11 protein-coding genes and 4 pseudogenes are annotated in these 21195 nt (G+C 38.2%); 10 read left to right on the top strand and 5 right to left on the bottom strand.

Going from position 1 to position 21195, the window contains the following annotated elements; all coding sequences use genetic code 11:
- Positions 1-397 precede the first annotated feature (397 nt).
- Positions 398-1012 (bottom strand): IS982 family transposase, encoded by a 615-nt coding sequence (locus L3081_RS22880; protein ID WP_338027486.1) that lies wholly within the window; start codon positions 1010-1012, stop codon positions 398-400.
- Between the two features lie 310 nt (positions 1013-1322).
- Positions 1323-1453: pseudogene (locus L3081_RS22875) on the bottom strand (GNAT family N-acetyltransferase); the annotation flags it as partial.
- A 171-nt stretch (positions 1454-1624) separates the two neighbouring features.
- Here L3081_RS22875 and L3081_RS22870 point away from each other — a divergent pair.
- The 6 genes and pseudogenes from L3081_RS22870 (at position 1625) to L3081_RS22845 (ending at position 13536) form a co-directional block, all read left to right on the top strand.
- A complete protein-coding gene (locus L3081_RS22870; protein ID WP_242288582.1) occupies positions 1625-2734 on the top strand; it encodes a sensor histidine kinase in 1110 nt (369 codons plus the stop codon).
- Entirely contained in the window at positions 2734-3570 is an 837-nt protein-coding gene (locus L3081_RS22865; protein WP_242288581.1) for a LytR/AlgR family response regulator transcription factor, read from the top strand. Before L3081_RS22870 ends, L3081_RS22865 begins: the two co-directional genes overlap by 1 nt.
- A 307-nt stretch (positions 3571-3877) precedes the next feature.
- Positions 3878-6533 (top strand): annotated as a pseudogene (locus L3081_RS22860) (family 16 glycosylhydrolase).
- A gap of 87 nt (positions 6534-6620) precedes the next feature.
- Complete coding sequence (locus L3081_RS22855; RefSeq protein ID WP_242288580.1) at positions 6621-9602, top strand: TonB-dependent receptor; 2982 nt, start codon at positions 6621-6623, stop codon at positions 9600-9602.
- An 85-nt stretch (positions 9603-9687) separates the two neighbouring features.
- On the top strand, positions 9688-10956 hold the full coding sequence (locus L3081_RS22850) for a sugar MFS transporter (protein ID WP_420839779.1): 1269 nt from the start codon (positions 9688-9690) through the stop codon (positions 10954-10956).
- 13 nt (positions 10957-10969) lie between these two features.
- Positions 10970-13536: pseudogene (locus L3081_RS22845) on the top strand (glycoside hydrolase family 3 protein).
- 331 nt (positions 13537-13867) lie between these two features.
- Here the strand turns inward: L3081_RS22845 and L3081_RS22840 are convergent.
- Complete coding sequence (locus L3081_RS22840) at positions 13868-14713, bottom strand: LysR family transcriptional regulator (RefSeq protein ID WP_242288579.1); 846 nt, start codon at positions 14711-14713, stop codon at positions 13868-13870.
- 113 nt (positions 14714-14826) lie between these two features.
- On the opposite strand from L3081_RS22840, the gene L3081_RS22835 reads away from it, so the two are divergent.
- Entirely contained in the window at positions 14827-15039 is a 213-nt protein-coding gene (locus tag L3081_RS22835; protein ID WP_242288578.1) for a hypothetical protein, read from the top strand.
- 37 nt (positions 15040-15076) lie between these two features.
- Here L3081_RS22835 and L3081_RS22830 read toward each other — a convergent pair whose 3' ends face one another.
- Entirely contained in the window at positions 15077-15574 is a 498-nt protein-coding gene (locus tag L3081_RS22830) for a hypothetical protein (protein ID WP_242288577.1), read from the bottom strand.
- Between the two features lie 212 nt (positions 15575-15786).
- Here L3081_RS22830 and L3081_RS27490 point away from each other — a divergent pair.
- From L3081_RS27490 to L3081_RS22810, 3 genes and pseudogenes are all read left to right on the top strand, one after another.
- A pseudogene (locus tag L3081_RS27490) lies at positions 15787-17852 on the top strand (oxidoreductase).
- A gap of 157 nt (positions 17853-18009) precedes the next feature.
- On the top strand, positions 18010-18783 hold the full coding sequence (locus tag L3081_RS22815; protein ID WP_242288576.1) for a phospholipase D-like domain-containing protein: 774 nt from the start codon (positions 18010-18012) through the stop codon (positions 18781-18783).
- A gap of 23 nt (positions 18784-18806) precedes the next feature.
- On the top strand, positions 18807-19337 hold the full coding sequence (locus tag L3081_RS22810; protein WP_242288575.1) for a phospholipase D-like domain-containing protein: 531 nt from the start codon (positions 18807-18809) through the stop codon (positions 19335-19337).
- A gap of 66 nt (positions 19338-19403) precedes the next feature.
- On the opposite strand, the gene L3081_RS22805 is transcribed toward L3081_RS22810, so the two are convergent.
- Positions 19404-21053: a BamA/TamA family outer membrane protein gene (locus L3081_RS22805; RefSeq protein ID WP_242288574.1), complete on the bottom strand. Its 1650-nt coding sequence runs from the start codon at positions 21051-21053 to the stop codon at positions 19404-19406.
- Positions 21054-21195: the final 142 nt, after the last annotated feature.

Below are 21195 nucleotides of genomic sequence, written 5' to 3'. Positions count from 1 at the left end.
TCCTTAATTCGCTTTTAAAATAGTTCACTGTTTTAAAAGCGTTTTCTCTATGTTTTCAGAACAACTTCTATTTAGTGAGCAGGCAGAATAATGTGTAAAAGTATATCGAAAAAAAATGATGATGAGTTAAATTCTGACTTTGAAAATATTCAATCTACAAAGAATAATAAAAACTGTAATTCCAAAAAAAGCATGCTAGATAATTTCAATGAAGACACATTAGACGAGCAAACTAGATGCTTTGTTCTTGGCTATAACTAGAAATTTATTCTTGAGGAGTAAGCCGTGTGAATAATATGTCAGCAAATAATGATAAAGAGTTCATTAATCGTTTTGCTCAGTCTAAAAAGAGAAATGATTTTGATTAACCCGTGGTGCATTTAAGAAACAACAACTTTTAAATTGTTAATGCCGTTATTTTTGATAATATTCGTGTTGAATACCTATCGAATGATTTAGCATAATTACGTCGGATCATGAACTGGTCACACAGCTGAGAAAATAAGATTTCTATTCGCTTTCTCGCTTTGCTTAACGGCTTAGGAAAAGGTTTGAAATTGGTATTGTTATTACGCATTGGCGTTTCAATTTTTATATTTGATGATTCAAATAGATCTTGTTGATATTGTTGGCTAAGGTAACCTTTATCGCCAATAAGAATACAGTTGTTAAGTTGATGCTTTACATCGTTAAGATAGTTAATGTCGTGAACCGAAGTTTTTGATATATCAAAGGTTTTAATAACGCCTTGTACAGTGTAAACAGCATGAATTTTATAACCAAAATAATGTAATTTTTGTGCAGCACAACAATCAAAGCTCGGTGATGTTTCTGTATTCTCTTGACATATTTTAGTGCGAGATGAGCGACTGTATTTACAGACTTCTAAAGGCATACTGTCAATCACATGATAGTCTTCTATTGGTACAACGATGGATGCAATTTTTTGTCTAAAGAACTCTATTTTAAAGGCTAATTTTCGTCGCCTTCTATTATAAACAGTGCGGTCAATTTGACGTCTAGTTAATTGTGATTGTAAGCTGAGGAAATGTGTAGTAGCCCAGATCTGACCTAGAGCTACTCAGTATTTGGGGAGGCTTGTAAATTTAGATTTGATCTGAAATATTTCAACCTAATTTTATTTATCACCAAATAGACTTTCCGGCTGAGTCGTCAGTCGCCCTCTTATCTTGAAACATAAGCTACAGTTTAGCCGCTGAATTTTTTTACAAACGCTCAGATATAGTGATGTTATTTCATACCCTATGGCGCATAGGGGGCGAAAGCGCCATAGCTTTAACTCCCTAGCTTAATCACACTTGTTATCGTTCACTTAAGCTTGCTCTAACATCGGCAATGGTGATAAATAGTTTACTTTCATCGTCTGCAAAGGGGTAAAACCATATTTTTTATAAAAATGCTTTGAACCATCCTTTGCCTCGACAAGAATTATTAAGGCCACTCTCATTATTTATGACACCTCCATATTTTTGTCAATTGAGTCAAACTATCTAATACGTTGTCTCTAAATTGGCCCGTCTTGTCGCAAAAAAACGCTTTATTCATTCATTTGCGATACATTTATTCAATTTTAATATTATGATGATGATATGTCTTTGGTGTTATGGATGAATCTAAAATCGAAACTTCACTTGAAATAGAATCGCAAACATTCTCTAAGCAGAGCCATCAATTTTGGACGTTACAAATTGCTTGGTGGCTAGGTTATGCACTTGTGGTTTTTCTTGCCATAATTCGGCCGCAATTCGACGATCCAAATTTTAATCTTTCCGGACAAATAATAAACCTTATTGTAGAAACAATGAGTGGTTTCTTCTTATCTTATTTACAGTGGCGACTTATTCAACGCATTGTTCATTTACCTTTGAATAAAACGCTTTTCTTCAGTTTTTTTTCAGCCGCGATACTTGGTTTACTATATAACACGATCAAAATGAGCTCGTTTAAGGTCATTGTGCATCATCAACAGTGGAATGAATCATGGAATATGTTGGAGTTTGGCGGTTGGTTGTTATTTTCACTTACTACTATGTTTGTGTGGACCGGGATTTTTTTCATCATGTTGTATAACACTAAACTTCAAAAAGAACATGAAATGTTGCTAAGAGCGCAAACCTCAGCGAAAGATGCTCAATTGCAAATGCTCAGATATCAATTAAACCCACACTTTATGTTTAATACCATGAACGCTATTTCAACGCTGATTTATAAAAATGAGAATGATAAAGCCAATGAAATGCTAGATAAACTATGTGAGTTTTTTCGTTACTCGTTAGACAATAATGCTAAAAGTAAAACAAGTTTTAAGAAAGAGCTTGAGTTACTTGAGCTTTATCTTTCCATTGAAAAAGTAAGATTTGCAAATAGGCTAAATGTGCAGATGAACATTAATGATGAAGTTCTCAATTGTCAGGTGCCGAGTATGTTGCTGCAACCTTTGGTGGAAAACTCGATTAAATATGCCATAGAACCCAGAAAAGAGGCCGGCAATATTACTATCACCGCGCATAAAAAATTAAATCGACTCATTTTGTATGTTATTGACAATGGTGACGGGCAAAGTAATACCGTTAGCACTGGTTTTGGTATTGGCATGAGCAATACTAAAGCGCGATTAGATGCTATGTTTAATGGAGATTATGAAATTAGTATTAGCGATAACGAACAACAAGGAACCACTGTGACCATCTCTGTACCTTTTGAGAATTTATAATGAGTGAACAAATTTTAACTGCCATTATTGTTGATGATGAGCCTCTTGCGCTTGAAGGTTTACGATTGCGTCTTGAAAAAATACCTGAAATTAATGTGATTGCAGAGGCCAGTGACGGTGATCAAGCCATCGCGTTATGCCACGAGTTGTGTCCTGATGTTTTGTTTCTTGATCTACGTTTGCCCGGATTAAATGGTATTGAAGTTGTACAAGCGCTGCAGTCAGATATTCTGCCTATGATCGTTTTTGTTAGTGCTTACGGAGAGTATGCGCTTGATGCGTTTGAATTAAATGCCATTGATTACGTATTGAAACCCGCTAATTTAGGGCGTTTAAAAAAAACGGTTGAACGACTTTTAGAAAAACATACCCCTGAAAACCCAATGAATGAGAAAGAAAAATGTAAACTGCTGCAAGCATTGGGAGAATCGTCAGGTATTGCCATTTCAGAATTAGAAAATTGGCTTGAAACTGATTCTCCATTACCTGTGTCTTATTGCCAAGAACTGGTTATTAAAAACAGCGATAATGAAAAGGTATTTTTACCTGTTAACAATATCCGCCGGATTGATGCTGCCGGTGATTACATGTGTGTTCATACCGACAAAGAAACCCACATCGTACGTATAACCATGAAAAAGCTAGCTACCCAGTTAGATGAACGTGTGTTTATTCGTATTCACAAATCGACCTTAGTTAATATCAACTGTATTAACAGTATTCGCGCCCTTCGTAATAGTGAAAGTATTTTAACGTTAGGTGATGATATTCAGTTAAAAGTGAGCCGTAATTTTAGTTCAGCCATTCAAAAGTTAATTGAATCAAAACAGTTATAGTAACAATTAATTTATTACTAAATTGTGACTTAAAACATTGATAATTCGGGTTAGCGCGTTTTTGTCTCGCTTTGTCGTGTTATCTGGGTAAAAAACACCCATGCCGCGTTAATGACACCTGATGCCGCATTTGCGTTGTAACGCTTTCATCCTTGTCACAAGATGACACTAGGGGATAGCTTATACAGTTTGCAAACAGCTAACGTATATCTATTTAACTATCGTTCGAATCATTGATTGTTATAACAATTACAAAGTAACAATGAATCGAAATACCGATATTAGTTAGAGACTTGGAAATCAAATTATGATGAAAGTTGCAAAAAATATTACACAGTTTTGTGTGTTAGTTTCAGCGGTGTCATTGCTAGGGTGTGGGGGAGGTGCTGAAACAAACACTGACCCAAGTAAAATAGATCCACAACTACCGGTTAGTGATTGGAAAATGGTTTGGAGTGATGAATTTGAAGAAAGCACAATAAACACTCAGAACTGGACACATGAAGTTAACTGTGACGGTGGTGGTAATCAAGAGAAGCAATGTTATACCGACAGTACTGAAAACTCTTATGTACAAGACGGGATGTTAAATATTGTTGCTTTACCTGCCGAAGAAGGCGCTGCATTACCTTATACATCAGCCCGAATGGTAACTCGATATAAAGCTGATTTTAAATACGGTCGTATAGAAATGCGAGCGAAAGTTCCCTCTGGACAAGGCAGTTGGCCAAAGATTTTGGATGATGCCAACAGATGAAGAATATGGAGAATGGCCACGTTCTGGTGAAATAGATATTTTTGAATCGGTAAACTTAGGTGCTGCTAGAGAAGATGGTACATCAGAAAACAATATTTACGGTACGCTTCATTACGGCAAAAGCCGGCCTGACAATGCACACTCTGGTAAAGCTTATCACCAAGCAAGTGGCGCTAACCCTGCTGATGATTTTCACACTTACGCTATAGAGTGGCAAGAGGGTGAAATACGTTGGTATATGGATAACTATTTATATGCAACACAACGTCAATCAGAAGTACGTTACAACAGTAAAGAACAAGCTGTTGGTTTAGCACATCAAGGTTGGTTCACTGAATATTATGACCAATTTACCGGTGAACTCACGACGCATTGGGATAACGCCCCATATGACAAAGAATTTTACTTAATTCTAAACTTTGCTGTTGGCGGAGATTGGCCGGAAAACACTAATGAGTTAGGCGTTGATGCTGCTGCTTTTAATGCGGACAACAAATTTGAAGTTGACTACGTGCGTGTTTATCAATGTCAGCAAAATCTAGAGACAGGTAAAGGTTGTGAAACGGTAAGAGCCGGTTACGACAGTTTAGAAGATGCGCTTGTCGAGGGGCAGGCACCAGTGCCGGCTCCACCTAGTGATGGTATAGCTAAAAACTTATCAATATTTGACGGAGCGTTAAATGCTAGTTGGACTGCATGGGATTGTTGTGGTGGCACTTCACCTGCAATAATTGACGATGCGGATAAAGGTGATGTTGTTGCATTTAATATTAATGACAATAATGGCACTGTGTTAGGTTTTAGTACCAGAAGTGGTCACTTTCCTGATGACTTTACTGGTGCATCAACACCATTTGATGCATCGCCTTTAGTAGACCTTAACGGTACATTATCATTTGAAATGAAAGTTGTCACAGCTCCACCTGCTGCAAGTGCATGGATACTTAAAGTAGAAGGCGGCGAAGGGGGAACGAATAGTGGTGATGTAAATTTATCTTCGAGCTTAGAAGGTGTTGAACCCGTTGGCGGTGAATGGCAAACCTATACATTTCCACTATCCGTTCTACAAGAAGCAGGCTTAGACTTAAGTGCTATTGATGTTGTGATGATATTTCCTGCTTGGGGTACCGGTGAAGGTGCACAATATTTAATAGCGAATATAACGATTGCGGGTGACGTTGGTGGTTCTCCTGAATTAGTCGTCTTTACTGATGATGAAAACTCAAGTTGGCCAATGTGGGATTGTTGTGGTGGCTCTACTCCAACAGTTGAATTAGATGATGATGCACATGGCAATGTCGCTGAATTTTCAATTGGTGATAATCCAACCGTTATGGGCTTTATCTCTCGAGAAGCGAACACGGAAACCCCTGCGCCATTTGATGCATCTGCAATACTGTCTAATGGTGTTATTCAGTTTGACATGAAAGTAACGGCAATGCCTGGCGATGCGGCGTGGGTATTTAAAGTTGAAGCCGATGATGCAGCAAGCTTTGCGGAACTTCCTTTAACTGACAGTGTAGAAGGTACGACACCTGCAGTTGACCAATGGCAAACATACACCTTTAATTTATCTGATTTAGCCAATGCCGGTTTAGATGTAAGTGCAATTGATGTCTTGATGATTTTCCCTGCTTGGGGGGTGGCGATGGCGCAATTTATCGTGTAGACAACGTGAAAATTTATGATCCAACCGCCTCATCAGTAGATAATGATGTGCTATTGGCCGATGCACCGGCTACAGGTTGGTCAATGTGGGACTGTTGTCTTTGGTTCAACACCAACCCTTGAAAATGATGATACTGATCATGGCATGACTGCTGAATATATTATTGGTGCACAGCCGACAGTAGTGGGACTTTTTGCTGAAGATGGTGTATTTGTTGATGCTTCAGCCATTTTAGTTAACGGTGTAGTGAAATTTGACCTTAAAGTTATTACCCCTCCAAACGATGCCTCAGCTGCATGGTTATTTAAAATAGAAGCAAATGACGCAAGTACTTTTGCAGAGCTTGCCTTAAATAAAAGTATAGAAGGTGTAGACCCTGTTGTTGGTGAATGGCAAACATACACATTTCCACTACAAACGCTATTTGATGCAGGGTTAGATATCAGCGGCATAGATGTATTAATGTTTTTCCCTGCTTGGGGAACGGGTGAAGGTGTTGTCTATCGTATTGATAATGTTGCGATAACAGCTCAATAATCTCGTCGATTAAAATGTTGTGCGGTACAAAATATAAAGAATACGTACCGCAGTTTTTAACACTAATTTTAAGAAAGTAGGGTAATCATGAAACAATCAAAATTTGCTAAAAAACGCTTAGCCGTTTATATATCAGCAGCATTAACTGCCGGTTTGAATACCAATGTAATGGCAGAAGAAGCTGCTTTAACAGAAACAAAAGACAAAGAAGTCGAAGTCATTGAAGTTACTGGTATTATGAGTAGCTTAACGCGTTCAATGTTGGTAAAGAGGAATACTTCTGGTGTTGTCGATGTTATATCAGCAGAGGATATGGGGAAATTTCCCGACACCAATTTAGCTGAGTCATTACAACGCATTACTGGCGTTACGGTAAGTCGTAATAATGGTGAAGGTAGCGAAATTACCGTGCGTGGTTTTGGTCCTGATTTTAACTTGATCACGTTAAATGGGCGTCAAATGCCAGGAACAGGTAACTCTCGTTCATACAGTTTAGAGAATTTATCTTCTGATGGGGTGAGTGAGCTTATCGTTAACAAAACAGCGCGTGCAGAAAACCCAAGTGGTGGTTTAGGTGCGACTGTTAATATTGTTACCATGAAACCTTTTAGTAGTCCCGGCGAGAAAATGGTGATCTCTGCAAAAGGCATCTATGACTCATCAAATGTAGAAGGGGATGATATCACCCCTGAGTTCTCAGGTTTATACAGCAATACTTTTGCTGATGATACCTTTGGTGTTGCATTCTCGTTCTCTCATCAACAACGTGATTTTCAACAACAAGCAGCAAACATTCAAGGCCGGCAGTACCGACCAGATGCGCAACTTCCTAGCTTAGATGCTGATAAAGTGATTGATAATCGTGATGCCAATGCCGCAGCAGGCGCATTCTTTCCACGTGATATGAATTACGGTATTGCTAATGTAGAACGTGAAAGAACTAACGCGAATATTGCATTTCAATATGCACCAATTGAAAGTGTCATTTTGACACTGGATTACACTATGGGTGAATCTATTACCGGCACTAATGCAATTGGTTGGGGACAATGGCACGATTATGGTGGCAGTATTAAATCCTATGAATTAGATGAAAACGGCACGGTTATATTCGCTGATATGTCTGGTAACGATGGCTCCTATACTGCAAATCGTGATACAACCGAAACGAACGAAAGCTCACTAGGTTTTAATATCGAATGGCAAGCGACGGATGATTTAATCTTATCAGTCGATTACCACAATTCAGAAAACAAAATAGACAATGGTAAAGATAAGGGGATGAATGGTACTGGTTCATTGGTGTTTGGTTCAGATCAGTTAGTGACTAAACATTATGATTTTAGAACGGGTGATATTCCACAAGGTACAATCTTTTGGAATAATGGTTCAACGACACTGGCACCAAGTGAAATGGACTCACATTTTAGTCAATTTATACACAGTCCAGGTAAAGCTGAAGTTGATCAATTACAAATTGATGGTTCATGGGAAAATCCTAATGACTCAGCATTAATGTCGGTTAAATTCGGACTTGCTCGCACTGAACAAACAATGAGCGGCTCAAATGCGTGGAGTGGCCTCATTGGTGGTTTCTTGTTTAATCCAAATTATTCAGCAGCGTTTCCAGATGGTATGTTTGAGTACAATACTACTGATGGTTTTTTAGATGAATTTTCAAATGGTGACAACCCCATAGGTCTTGGATATTACTATAGTTTTGATTTCGATGAAGCCGTTGCACGTTCTGCTGCCTTCCTAAACAGTGATCTATTAGGCGATGATTACTTTAGTACAGACCCTTACCGTGAAGGAGCTGTTAAAGGGCAAGGCTCAGTAGAAGAAAATACCAACAGTATTTATGTTTCATCTTTATTTGAATTTGAACTAGCTGAATTTCCTGTACAAATGAGCGTTGGCTTGCGTTATGAAGAAACCGCAGTGGAAAGTAATGTTTTACAAGATGTTCCAACGGATGTTTGGTGGCTAAAAAATACTGAGTGGCACACCCAATATACTTCAGGTGAAAATACCTTTTACACGGAAGAGGGGGATTATGACGTACTTCTGCCGATGCTTGATATTAGAGTTGACTTGACTGATGATATTGTTGCTCGTGCATCTTGGGGGAAAACGATTTCTAGAGCACCATTAGGCAATTTAGCCGGTGGTTTATCCTTAAGTTCTAGCCCCGGTTTGGAAGGACGTACTGGTGGACAAGGTGATACTGACCTAGATCCTTATGAATCTACCAACCTTGATCTTTCTTTAGAATATTACTACGCAGAAGGTAGTTATGCTTCAGTAGGTTACTTTAGAAAAGATGTTAAAAACTTCATCAGTACGCGTCGTATTTCAAGTCAATATGAAGGTATACGCGACATCGCTGCAGGACCTCGTTATGCACAAGCACTTGCTGACCTTAATGCCGCAGGACTTTCTACAACCGGTGAGGATATTCGCTTACAAATGATAGCCAATGGCGCAACCGTAAATGCGCAAGGTTACCTCACTCCTAATGCTGATGATCCGCTAATGACTTGGAATATCACTCAGCCATTTAACACCTCTGATAACAAAACAGTTGATGGTATTGAAGTTGCAGTGCAGCACTTTTTTGGAGACAGTGGTTTTGGTTTTGGTGCTAATGCAACCTTTGTTGATGGTGATGTTGAGTTTGATGTTGATGATATCACTAAAGTTGACAGTGTTGCAGACTTAGAGCCGCAAACGCCGTTAACAGGGTTAGGTGATTCGGCTAACTTTCAAGTGTTCTATGAAAAAGATGATTTATCTGTGAAAGTAACTTACGCATGGCGTGATGAGTACCTTATTGGTGTAGGCCAAGATCAAGGCTCTGCTGATGCGCCTCCACAATTTGCGAAAGAGTTTGGTCAAGTTGATATGAGTGTTAACTATGATATAGACGAAAACTTCACGGTATTTTTCGAAGGCCTCAACTTAAATAACGAAACAGAACAAGGTTATGGACGTTATGAAGAGCAATTCCTATTTGCTCGTCAATATGGTTCAAGATATACCTTGGGTGTTCGCTATAGCTTTAAGTAAGCTAATTGAAACATAACGCGGGATTAATTCCCGCGTTAACCGGCTTTCAATCCACTTTTCAAATTTAAGAAAGAGAGGTCTCCTTATGGCAGGCACTTCGTTTATTGTAGATCAGCAAAATAGCCAAACTAACGATTCAAATGAGGCAAATAGCACTAATCAGTTTGCCCTTGTGTCACTAACCACCTTGTTTTTTATGTGGGGGTTCATTACCTGTTTAAATGACATATTAATTCCGCATTTAAAAGCGATTTTCGACTTGAGTTACACTCAGTCGATGTTGGTACAATTTTGCTTTTTTGGCGCGTATTTTCTCGTGTCATTACCGGCGGGACGTTTAGTTAAAAAAGTAGGTTATCAAAAAGGTATCGTTTTCGGCTTAGTCATTGCCGCTATTGGATGTCTTATGTTTTATCCCTCTGCTGAATACCACAGTTACAACTTGTTTTTATCAGCACTCTTTGTGTTAGCAAGCGGTATTACGGTGTTACAAGTTTCTGCTAATCCGTATGTTACTTTATTGGGGCCTGCTGCATCGGCATCATCACGGTTAACCATGACACAAGCCTTTAACTCCTTAGGTACAACGGTTGCGCCGTATTTAGGTGCGCTGTTTATCCTTAATGAAGCGGCAAGCTCGATGACAACAGCCGCATCAGCCGACTCAGTTAAAATGCCGTACTTATTTTTAACGGCTATTTTATTATTGTTAGCGGCCATATTTTCGTATTTGAAACTCCCTAAAGTAGACAGTGCAGTCGTATTCGAGGATGAAAAGGTGACGGGCTCTGCATGGCAATATCGTCATTTGGTGTTAGGTGCGCTTGGCATCTTTGTATACGTTGGTGCTGAAGTGTCAATAGGTAGCTTTTTGGTTAATTTCTTGGGCGAAACTGACATTGCCGGTTTGGCCGAAACTGAAGCAGCAAAGTACCTCACCTATTATTGGGGAGGGGCAATGGGCGGACGTTTTATCGGTGCGGCGGTAATGCAAAAGTTAGATGCCGGTAAAGTACTTGGTTTTAATGCCTTGTTGGCGGTATTACTGATTGCCCTAGCTATTCTTAGCTCTGGCGCTTTAGCTATGTGGGCACTTTTGTTGGTAGGGTTATGTAACTCTATCATGTTTCCTACAATTTTTAGTTTAGCGTTGAATGGCTTAGGCAAACACACGAGTCAAGGCGCAGGTATTCTGTGTTTAGCCATTGTTGGTGGTGCCATTTTACCATTATTACAAGGCGTATTGGCGGATAACTTAGGCATTCAATTAGCCTTCGTTTTACCTTTACTTTGTTACATTTACATTGCGTTTTATGGCGTAAGTGGTAGCAAATCAACACACAAAACACAGTAAGTGAGACATAAAGATGTATTGTAAATTTACCCCTAAAGCATTATTTATCCTGCTTTCCCCAATGTTTATATTTGGCTGTAGCCAGGCGGGCAATTCGGTTGATAAAGAAACAACACATGAAGTAGAAGTGAATAAAACCATTTGGCCTAAACTTGAAGTTGAAGTGAAGCAAGATGCAGCAATTGAGTCAAAAATTGTTGAGATATTGTCTACGATGACATTAGCGCAGAAAGTTGCGCAAATGATCCAACCAGAGATCAGAGATATAACTCCAGAAGATATGCGTAAATATGGCTTTGGCTCTTATTTAAATGGTGGAGGTGCTTTTCCTGATAACAACAAACATGCAACGCCACAGGACTGGATAAATTTAGCAGAACAAATGTATCAAGCGTCTATAGATGATTCACTCGATGGTAGCACTATTCCTACAATGTGGGGCACAGATGCTGTGCATGGCCACAATAATGTTATCGGCGCTACCTTGTTTCCGCACAATATTGGTTTAGGCGCGGCGAATAATCCAGAACTATTAGAAAAAATAGCACAGGTTACCGCTACAGAGGTAATGGTTACAGGTATCGATTGGGTCTTTGCGCCAACGGTAGCAACCGTTAGGGATGATCGGCGGGGCAGAGCCTACGAAGGCTATTCTGAAGATCCTGACATTGTAAAAAACTATGCATCAGCCATTGTTCATGGTTTGCAAGGTACTGTGGGTAAGGACTTTTTAGGTAATGATCGTGTTATTAGTACGGTGAAACACTTCATTGGTGATGGCGGTACTGAAGGTGGCGTTGATCAAGGAAATAATATAGCGAATGAGCAAACTTTGTTTGATATCCATGCCCAAGGTTATCTGGGTGGTTTAACTGCAGGAGCGCAATCAGTAATGGCCTCATTCAATAGTTGGCAAGGGGAAAAAATTCACGGTAATCACTATTTGTTAACCACAGTTTTGAAAGAAAAAATGGGTTTTGACGGTTTTGTAGTTGGAGATTGGAATGGTCACGGACAAGTAAAAGGTTGTAGTAATGAAAGCTGTCCGCAATCAGTGAATGCCGGTTTAGATATATTTATGGTGCCAACCGATGCGTGGAAACCACTTTATGAAAATACCATTGCCCAAGTCAACAGAGGTGAAATTTCACAAGCACGTATTGATGATGCTGTAAGCCGTATATTACGGGTAAAACTTAGAGCAGGACTTTTTGAAAAACCTAGTCCGGCCTAAACGCCAATTTTCGGGTAAAACAGAGCTCATAGGTAGCGAAGCTCATCGTGATATAGCAAGACAAGCGGTGCGTGAATCCTTAGTGTTATTAAAAAATAATCAAGGATTATTGCCCCTTTCTCCCAAAATGAATATTCTCGTTGCGGGCGATGCGGCAAATAATATTGGTAAGCAATCTGGTGGGTGGACTATTACGTGGCAAGGTACGAATAATCAAAATAGTGATTTTCCGGGAGGAAGTTCAATTTATGATGGTCTTGCACAGCAAGTCAAGGCTGTCAGGAAAAATAACATTAAATGAAGAAGGTATATTTACCGAAAAGCCGGATGTTGCCGTGGTGGTTTTTGGTGAAGAGCCGTATGCTGAAGGGCAAGGTGACATAGAAAATTTAGCCTATCAAGCGGAAAATAAATCAGATTTAGCCTTATTAAAACGTTTAAAGTCACAAGGTATCCCCGTGGTGTCACTCTTTATTAGTGGTCGTCCACTGTGGGTAAATGCAGAACTGAATGCCAGTGATGCGTTTGTGGCAGCGTGGTTGCCTGGCTCTGAAGGTAAAGCTGTTGCTGATGTGTTGTTAACGGATATTCATGAACAAGTACAGCATAACTTTATCGGAAAATTATCTTTCTCGTGGCCTAATTCGCCGACACAAATAGTTAATCGCTTTGATGAAGATTATCAACCGTTATTACCCTATGGTTTTGGCTTGCATTATGGTGAAGCAAGTACTTTACCGAGTGATTTACCTGAAGAATATCAATTAGTAAACAGCAGCAAAAAGAATATGAAAATTTTTGCGGGCAAAGCAATAAAACCATGGCAGTTGTTGTTAACATCGGGCGAACAAGTGAGCAAAATTGAGTCAAACAGTGCTTTCTTGCCGGGTATTTCATACCGAACGGTTGATAAAAACGTACAAGAAGATGCTTTTCGAATTCAGTTAACCGGTGACCGTGAAGGTGGAGTTAAGTTCTCAACGCTTGATGGGCAAATTGCTGACCTTGCGATGACACCTATCATTTCGTCAGCACTGGCGTTCACAGTTAAAAGAGAGAGTGATATAGCTACCGCGGTTATGTTGTCTATGTTTTGTGGTAAAACTACAGCAGAGCAGCAACATTGTCAGGCAAGCATAGATATTACTAAACAACTTTTAGAATTGCCCAAAGATGAATGGCATGAATTGTCCGTGGGGCTAAGTTGTTTTGATAAGGTCGGTATCCAGTTTGATAAGCTTACAACGGTGTTCTCTCTCACAAGCTCTAGTGAGATGACACTGTCAATTAGTGATATTTATTTTTCAACTAATGCTGCTAATACAGCAACAATACAGTGTAATTAAATAACCTGAGCTCGGCTTAATAAATGCTTCTCTAGCAGCTATTTTTCCTTACTTCTGCGTTAAATTTACTTGCAATAGACCGCCTATTGACGCGAAATTTGCCTTGAATTAAGAAAAACTATCAAGCTAGAGATATATTATAAAAAATTTTATCGATATTTCAATTTGTTAGCTATCTCTTAAACCGAGTTCAGGTTAAATATTGTATTTGGAAGGTGGTTAATCTGACGCTAGCCTAATGAATAGCCTACTAATAAGTCGTGGGTTATTCATATCTCAACGGATGATTATATTAAACCCCGCTCAGGTGAACTTACCTTTTACAGTGCAATCAAATTTCCCATGAACTTGTATTGTTAAAGCTTTGGTTTAAGCAGGTAATAATACTAGGTAAAAACTCTTTATTATTATCGGCACGATAGATGACAAAAATTGGATAAGCAAATTCAGGTGAGCCTGTTACTCTTTCTAATTGTCCTGAGTTGATATGGTGTTCTATCACACGCGTTCTAAAGTAACCATTCCCACCTTTTTTTAGTATGTACTTTAATGCTAACGGTCCTAGGTTAAAACTCAGTGTTGCTTGACGCGACAAAGGGAACACAGCCTCTAATTGGCTTTTAAATTCACTGCCCCAATCAATAAGTAAGTAAGGTGATGCGGATGTGGTTGAGCGAACATGGACGAGTTTTTCTTCAACAACCTGTTCCACTACCAAGCCAGAAAAATAATTTGGCTGATGCACGACAACCGCATCGAGCTTATTGGCTTTCAATTGCTTAACTAACCCCTCGGTATGATCAATTTCCACATGAATATTTATATTAGGTAGTGCTTGGGTAATTTGCTCTAACCATTCAACCATGATCGGATTCCACAACGTGATGTCAGCACCAATGTGTATCGATTCAGTTAAATTCATCGGAAATTTCAATTGGGCTTGTGCTTTTTGCCATGTTTGAACAAGTGTTAGCGCGTAGGTTGAAAACACTTCGCCTTCACGTGTCAGTTGAGCACCAGATCGGTTGCGAACGAATAATTTGCAATTGAGTTGGTTTTCTAAGTTTTTTACTCTTGTCGTTACGGCTGTTTGAGTGATGTTTAATTTGCGAGCCGCTTCCATAAAAGTGCCTGTGCTCATTATTTCTAAAAATGTTTTCGCTAGGACGATATCCATCGATACAAACCTTTATATCAAAATAAATGAAGTTAAATGCAGTTATTATTCATTATACATAAAATCAGGGTTTGATTATCCTAATATCAGGTTTTTAATTCAGGGATTTATTTATGTATAAATTAGGTGTTACTGCAATGGTTTTAACATTTTGTATACTACTGTCAGCTATTTACATTCTGTTTGTTTCAGATTTACATATGACGCTTTACTGGACCATGTTTTGGCATTTCACGCTTATGTTAACGGGGTTAGCGTTCAAAATTTCGTATGTATTAGTGTTAACGGCTGAACACAGAGCTAAAGATTTATGTCTTGAAGTATAAGAGAGGTTATTTTGTTCTTATGTTTAACAGCGTTTTCTCAGATAACCTGTGAGAGGTAATCACTTAATTGCTTATTGCCAAGTTTGATATCTATCTCATCTTCTTGATATTTTCCAATTAATGCCATTCCCATAGGAGATTGCGGTGTGATAACAGTAATCGTTTGGTCTGATATCGTACAACGCATCCCTCCTGCTGTGGGACCAATAAAAAACCAATGTTGATTTGGTATGTCATTTGAAAGCTGAACTAACGCTGTTAATGCAACAGGTTTATTTTCATCAAAATCTAGCAGGGTTAGGCCTTGGTATTGATGAATACTGGTTTGTAATTCTTTAACACGCCTTGATTGCCCTTCCGCTAAGTAGCTAGCTTCAATGGCTAGTGTGTCATATTGTGTTTCTGCAATGCTTTGATCGTCCACTGCTGCTGCATGCGCTTCGTTTGCAGCATTAATTGCTTGTGCAAGTGCTTGCTCAAGTTGGTTAATGATTATCGTAATTAGGGTACGTTTTTTAATAAGTGGCTGTTTCATTGATGTTTTATATGGTTGCTTTACCAATACCCGATGAATGTGTTTTAAGAGATGTAGATTAAATAAAATTATAAGCTATTCTACAGGCATTAAGTATTTGTTGGTAATTTTTTCATTTAATCTGACAGGTGTCAAAATTAACTTGTGTTTTAAAAAAAACAGAGGTAAATTAACCTATACTAAGGTATCTGGTTAGACCAATAGGAATTAAGATGACAACACTAAACACCACTAAAACCTCAACTGAAGATAAGCCATTTAAGCATTTATTAACGCCTTTAGATTTAGGTTTTACCCAATTAGCTAACCGTACTTTAATGGGATCAATGCACACAGGACTTGAAGAAGAAAAGGGCGGTTTTGCTAAATTAGCTGCTTTTTATGAAGAGCGAGCAAAAGGTGGTGTTGGCCTTATTGTTACCGGTGGTGTTAGCCCTAACAAACGTGGCAGAATAGCTCCTTTTGGTAGTGAACTAAGTCATTTTTGGCATGTGAATAAGCACAAAGAGGTGACGGCTGCGGTTCATAAATACCCGACTAAAATATGTTTACAGCTACTACATACAGGTCGTTATGCTTTTCACCCCTTTAGTGTTGCTCCAAGTAAAATCAAATCACCGATTACTCCTTTTACGCCTAAAGCTATGTCAGAAAGGCAAATTTTAGGTACGATAAAAGATTATGCTCATGCTTCCTCCTTAGCCGCTAAAGCAGGTTACGATGGCGTTGAAATTATGGGTAGTGAAGGGTATTTAATTAATCAATTTGCTTGTCTTCGTACCAATCAACGTACTGATAATTGGGGGGGAAGTATCGAAAATCGCATGCGCATAGCGATAGAAACTATTAAGGCGGTACGCGCTAAAGTAGGGGAAAATTTCATTATTATCTTCCGATTATCCATGTTGGATTTAGTTGAAGGTGGTAACACTTGGGATGAAGTGGTCACGATGGCAAAAGCGGTAGAAAAAGCCGGTGCTACGTTAATCAATACGGGTATTGGTGGCACGAAGCACGCGTACCTACCATTGTGACTTCTGTACCAAGAGCTGCATTTACATGGATCACTGAGCGAATGAAAAAAGAGGTATCAATTCCGTTAATTACCACTAACCGTATCAATACTCCTGAGGTTGCAGAAGAAATACTAGCGTCAGGACAAGCTGATATGGTGTCAATGGCTAGACCATTTTTAGCCGATGCCGACTTTGTTAATAAAGCTGCTGCGAATAAATCAGACGAAATTAATACTTGTATTGGCTGTAATCAAGCGTGTTTAGATCATGTGTTTCAACAAAAAAGAGCGTCTTGTTTAGTTAACCCCAGAGCATGTTATGAAACAGAGCTTAATTTTGGCCCTGCTAAGCAAACTAAAAAAATAGCGGTTATTGGTCTTGGACCGGCAGGCTTAGCCTTTAGTGTTTATGCGAGTGAGCGGGGTCATGAAGTCGCCTTGTTTGATAAAATCAATGAAATTGGTGGTCAGTTTAATGTAGCAAAACAAATTCCAGGTAAAGAAGAGTTTTATGAAACATTACGTTACTTCAATAAACAACTAGCGTTACATCATGTTTCAGTACATTTAAATAGTGAGCAGAATGCTGAAAGCTTATTAGCAGCAGGCTTTGATGAAGTAGTGTTAGCAACAGGCATTAAGCCACGAAAACTGAACATTGAAGGTTTTGACCATCCCAAAGTGTTGAGTTATTTGCAGGTATTACGTGAAAAAGTGCCGGTAGGTAAAAAGGTTGCAATTATTGGCGCAGGCGGTATAGGTTTTGATGTTGCTTCTTACTTAGCTGAATCGGGTGAATCATTGACCACAAACCTCAATGCTTGGTTAAAAAATTGGGGGGTAGACAAAGCATACCAAGGGTCTGGTGCATTACTTGAACCGAGCTTAGATGCCCAAGAAATACCTGAGCGAGAAATTACCTTATTACAACGAAAAACAACTAAGGTTGGTAAAGGTTTGGGGAAAACATCAGGTTGGGTGCATCGAGCCAATTTAGTTAAACATGGCGTAAAAATGGTGCCTGGGGTTACTTACAAAGCTATTACCGATGAAGGTTTGTTGATAGAGGTTAATGGTAAAGAACAATTGTTGGAAGTAGATAATATTATTATTTGTGCCGGGCAAGAGCCTAACCGCGATCTTCAACAGTCGCTTGAACGAGGTGGTGTGAAGGTGCATTTAATTGGTGGTGCCAATGTTGCTGCTGAACTTGATGCTAAACGTGCTATTAGACAAGCAGCAGAACTAGCCATGGTGATATGATCGGAGATCAATTCAGGCAGCTTGAATAACAGGTGAAAATATTTTGCCTTGGTGAATGGTTATAAACTGACGTATACTGCTGAAAATGCATATTATATAGCGAAACCAATTGAGGTAATTTCTTTTGGTTTTCGCTCTTTTACCTCTGACTTTTGAAATGAAAAATCTTGTAATTAGTAGTTCAGACATTGAAATATTTTCTGAACCTAAACAGTACAAACAACAATTATTATCTTTAATTGCTAATGCTCAACGACGTATATATATAACATCATTGTATGTGCAGGACGATGATGCGGGCAGAGAAATACTGCATGCATTGTATAAAGCGAAAGAAACCACACCAACATTAGACATCAATATTTTTGTTGATTATCATCGTGGTCAACGTGGTTTAATTGGTGAAAAAGAAAGCTTAGGTAACAGAGCTTTATATCTTGAATTGGCAGAGCAGTATGATCAAAAAGTTGCAATATATGGTATTGCCGTTAAGCGTAAAGAGCTGTTTGGTGTATTACATTTAAAAGGCATGGTTTTTGACGATGAACTTTTTTATACCGGAGCAAGTATTAATGATGTGTATATGCATCAAGGCAATCGTTACCGTTTAGACCGATATTATCAAATTGATAGTGCCGCGCTAAGCAATCGGTTTTGTCAGTATTTACGAAACACTTTTGTTGATTCAAACTTAGCACCATTACTAAACGAGCATGACTTACCAACGCCTATTCAGCAAAAACAAAATATTTTAGCGTTAAAAGCCTTGTTGAAAAAATCAACGTATCCTATGTGTTCTGTCCGTAGTGAGAAACATTCAGGCGTTATTGATAACCCAATAACCATTACCCCCTTAATTGGTTTCGGACGAAGAAGAAACCGGCTAAATAAAGTAGTGCGCCAGACCATTAAAAATTCACAAAAAAATTAATTATTTTTACCCCATATTTTAACTTGCCCCCTGTATTAGCAAAAGATGTTATTAACGCATTAAAGCGTGGTGTTAATATTACTTTAGTTGTTGGTGATAAAACGGCTAATGATTTTTATATTGCTGACGAATCTGCTTTTAGTACAATTGGCATTGTGCCTTATATTTATGAAATGCTCTTAAAGCGATTTGTAAAACGTTATCAAAATTTTATTGATAAGGGGTTGTTAAATATATATTTATGGAAACATGATGATAATAGCTTTCATTTAAAAGGTATTATCAGTGATGAACGCTATCATTTACTCACAGGCAGTAACTTAAACCCACGAGCATGGGCATTAGATTTAGAAAATGGTTTATTGCTTGATGACCCTTCTCACGGATTAATGGCTAAAGTTAATCCTGAGGTTGATGCTATAATGGAAAATACACATAAAATAAGTCATTTTAGTGAAATTGATACGTTAAATGATTATCCGATGAAACCGAAAAAGTTATTAAATAAAATACGTTTTTCACAAATAGACCGAATTTTGAAGCGATTTTTATAATACCAGTTGGGTTTATCAGTGTTTATTATTAGCAAACACTAGTCGTTTTAATGATAGAAACGGTAATTAAAACGAGCGCTTGGCTTCAAGTCTGATTTCAAAATTATCAATGTCTGGGTTGTTGCTTTGTGGGAAAGCAAAATCGATATGAACAACATGATTGTTTCCACCCGCATGTGGTGAATACAACCTAACTCCCATCCCTAGAGCATATAACCACCCGGGTTCAATATTGTTATCTATTGTTGGCAACTCGTTTATTGGTTCATCAATATAGCCAAATGTTCGTGCCATATCAAAAAATGCAGTTCCGGCAATATCAAATAATTTAAAAATATTTAAATGAGGATAATAACGGAGTTCAGCAGTGAATTTAGTGCTACGTTTACCATGTTGGTATTGTAGAGGGAAACCGCGTAAACCAGTATCGCCACCAACTGTCACTGGTTTATCGAGGTATTGATTTTTACTGATGACAATTGTGTTATTTAAGTAAAAACCCCAATCGGCACTAATATTATAAAAATATTCAGTATTCATCTTGAGTAATACGTGATGATCTTGCTGATCATAAATATCACTATCTAACGCAATATTTAGTAATATTAAACCGTTTTTATGAACTTCAAAACCTTTGTTTATTTCAGCCTGAAATAATGCCCAAGCACTATTGTCTTTTTTCCCATCACTAACCCCTAAGCGAGAGCTAAACTGCCGGCCGTGGTTAAAGTCTTCAATTTGCGTGATTAAATGAATATTTGTAAGTTTTCTAAAATCTTTTTCTATGTATTCAAAGCCAACCCAAGGATAAATAAAATGACGATCTTGTGGTAGTACTCCAGAATATGTCGTGCCTAATACCTTATCGAGATGAGAAAAAACTTCTGTATATAAGTTAATCGTTGAAAAGTCATGGTAATCTTGCGTTATACCCATACTATAACGTAGAAGTGATGTTGTATTATTAAAATCTAACCAAGCATATTCTGCATTTTTATAACTAATATCATGAGAATAAATCGATAATTTATGGTTGTTTTGATAAATAGTATCGTGGCGAGTTTCTTCATTGAAACCTATTGAATAAGCATTGTGAGTGTAAAAGCTAGCAAAATGCTTTTTCAAAAATAAAGACTGTTGAGTACCATCATCGTTATCAGCAAAACGTAGTTTTAAATCGATATTTTTTTCATTAAATAATGGGATAGTTGTTTTAACTTTATACCCTTTACGTTGCGAGTTTTTATAGGTCTCAATTTCAGCATCGATGCCTAATCCGAGTAAGTTGCGCTCTTTCATTCCCAGACTATAGGAGGTTTCTCCGCCTTGGCGACCAAAATTAATGGTTGGCATTAAAGACCAGTTATCCCAAGTATTAACAGTGATATTTTCAACCATTACGTCGCCGGTTACTTGCGCATCACGTAAATACCGTCTACTACGTAAGTGTCTTTCTAACTCAGCCATATCGGCAAAGGTTTTCGAACATTTATTGAGGAAAAATGCTGCTTCATTTTCTAGGGTAATTTGCTTAGTTTCTATATGAATAGCATTGGCCCAACGATGTAAGAACGTTATTCCTTTTTCATTTTCGTCAAAAATGGTTAATGGATTAAAAATAACATTGGGTTGTTTTTGTGTACAATGAGTTGTTTTGGGAGTAATTTTATTGCTTTTAATCTCTTGTGCGTATGCCTTGGCGCTTGTAACGCCCATAAAAAAAAGGACTATAGCAGCGATTGTTAGGCTGCTAATTAGCATACAAATATTGCGAATAGGAATGTTGAAATCCTTATGTAAACGCTGCCTGCTTAAGCAGCGAAAAGATTACAAAGCTGTTTTAGTATAGCTTAACTAT

The sequence above is a fragment of the Colwellia maritima genome, from assembly GCF_022669015.1.
Taxonomy (GTDB): Bacteria; Pseudomonadota; Gammaproteobacteria; order Enterobacterales; family Alteromonadaceae; genus Colwellia; species Colwellia maritima.
Note: the sequence above shows the minus strand (reverse complement) of the source record. Positions and strands in the feature narration are given on the sequence as shown.

Coding starts and splice junctions, on each gene's coding strand:
- L3081_RS22870 (WP_242288582.1), top strand. CDS start 1,625: ATGGATGAATCTAAAATCGAAACTTCACTTGAAATAGAATCGCAAACA.
- L3081_RS22865 (WP_242288581.1), top strand. CDS start 2,734: ATGAGTGAACAAATTTTAACTGCCATTATTGTTGATGATGAGCCTCTT.
- L3081_RS22855 (WP_242288580.1), top strand. CDS start 6,621: ATGAAACAATCAAAATTTGCTAAAAAACGCTTAGCCGTTTATATATCA.
- L3081_RS22850 (WP_420839779.1), top strand. CDS start 9,688: ATGGCAGGCACTTCGTTTATTGTAGATCAGCAAAATAGCCAAACTAAC.
- L3081_RS22840 (WP_242288579.1), bottom strand. CDS start 14,713: ATGGATATCGTCCTAGCGAAAACATTTTTAGAAATAATGAGCACAGGC.
- L3081_RS22835 (WP_242288578.1), top strand. CDS start 14,827: ATGTATAAATTAGGTGTTACTGCAATGGTTTTAACATTTTGTATACTA.
- L3081_RS22830 (WP_242288577.1), bottom strand. CDS start 15,574: ATGAAACAGCCACTTATTAAAAAACGTACCCTAATTACGATAATCATT.
- L3081_RS22815 (WP_242288576.1), top strand. CDS start 18,010: ATGAAAAATCTTGTAATTAGTAGTTCAGACATTGAAATATTTTCTGAA.
- L3081_RS22805 (WP_242288574.1), bottom strand. CDS start 21,053: ATGGGCGTTACAAGCGCCAAGGCATACGCACAAGAGATTAAAAGCAAT.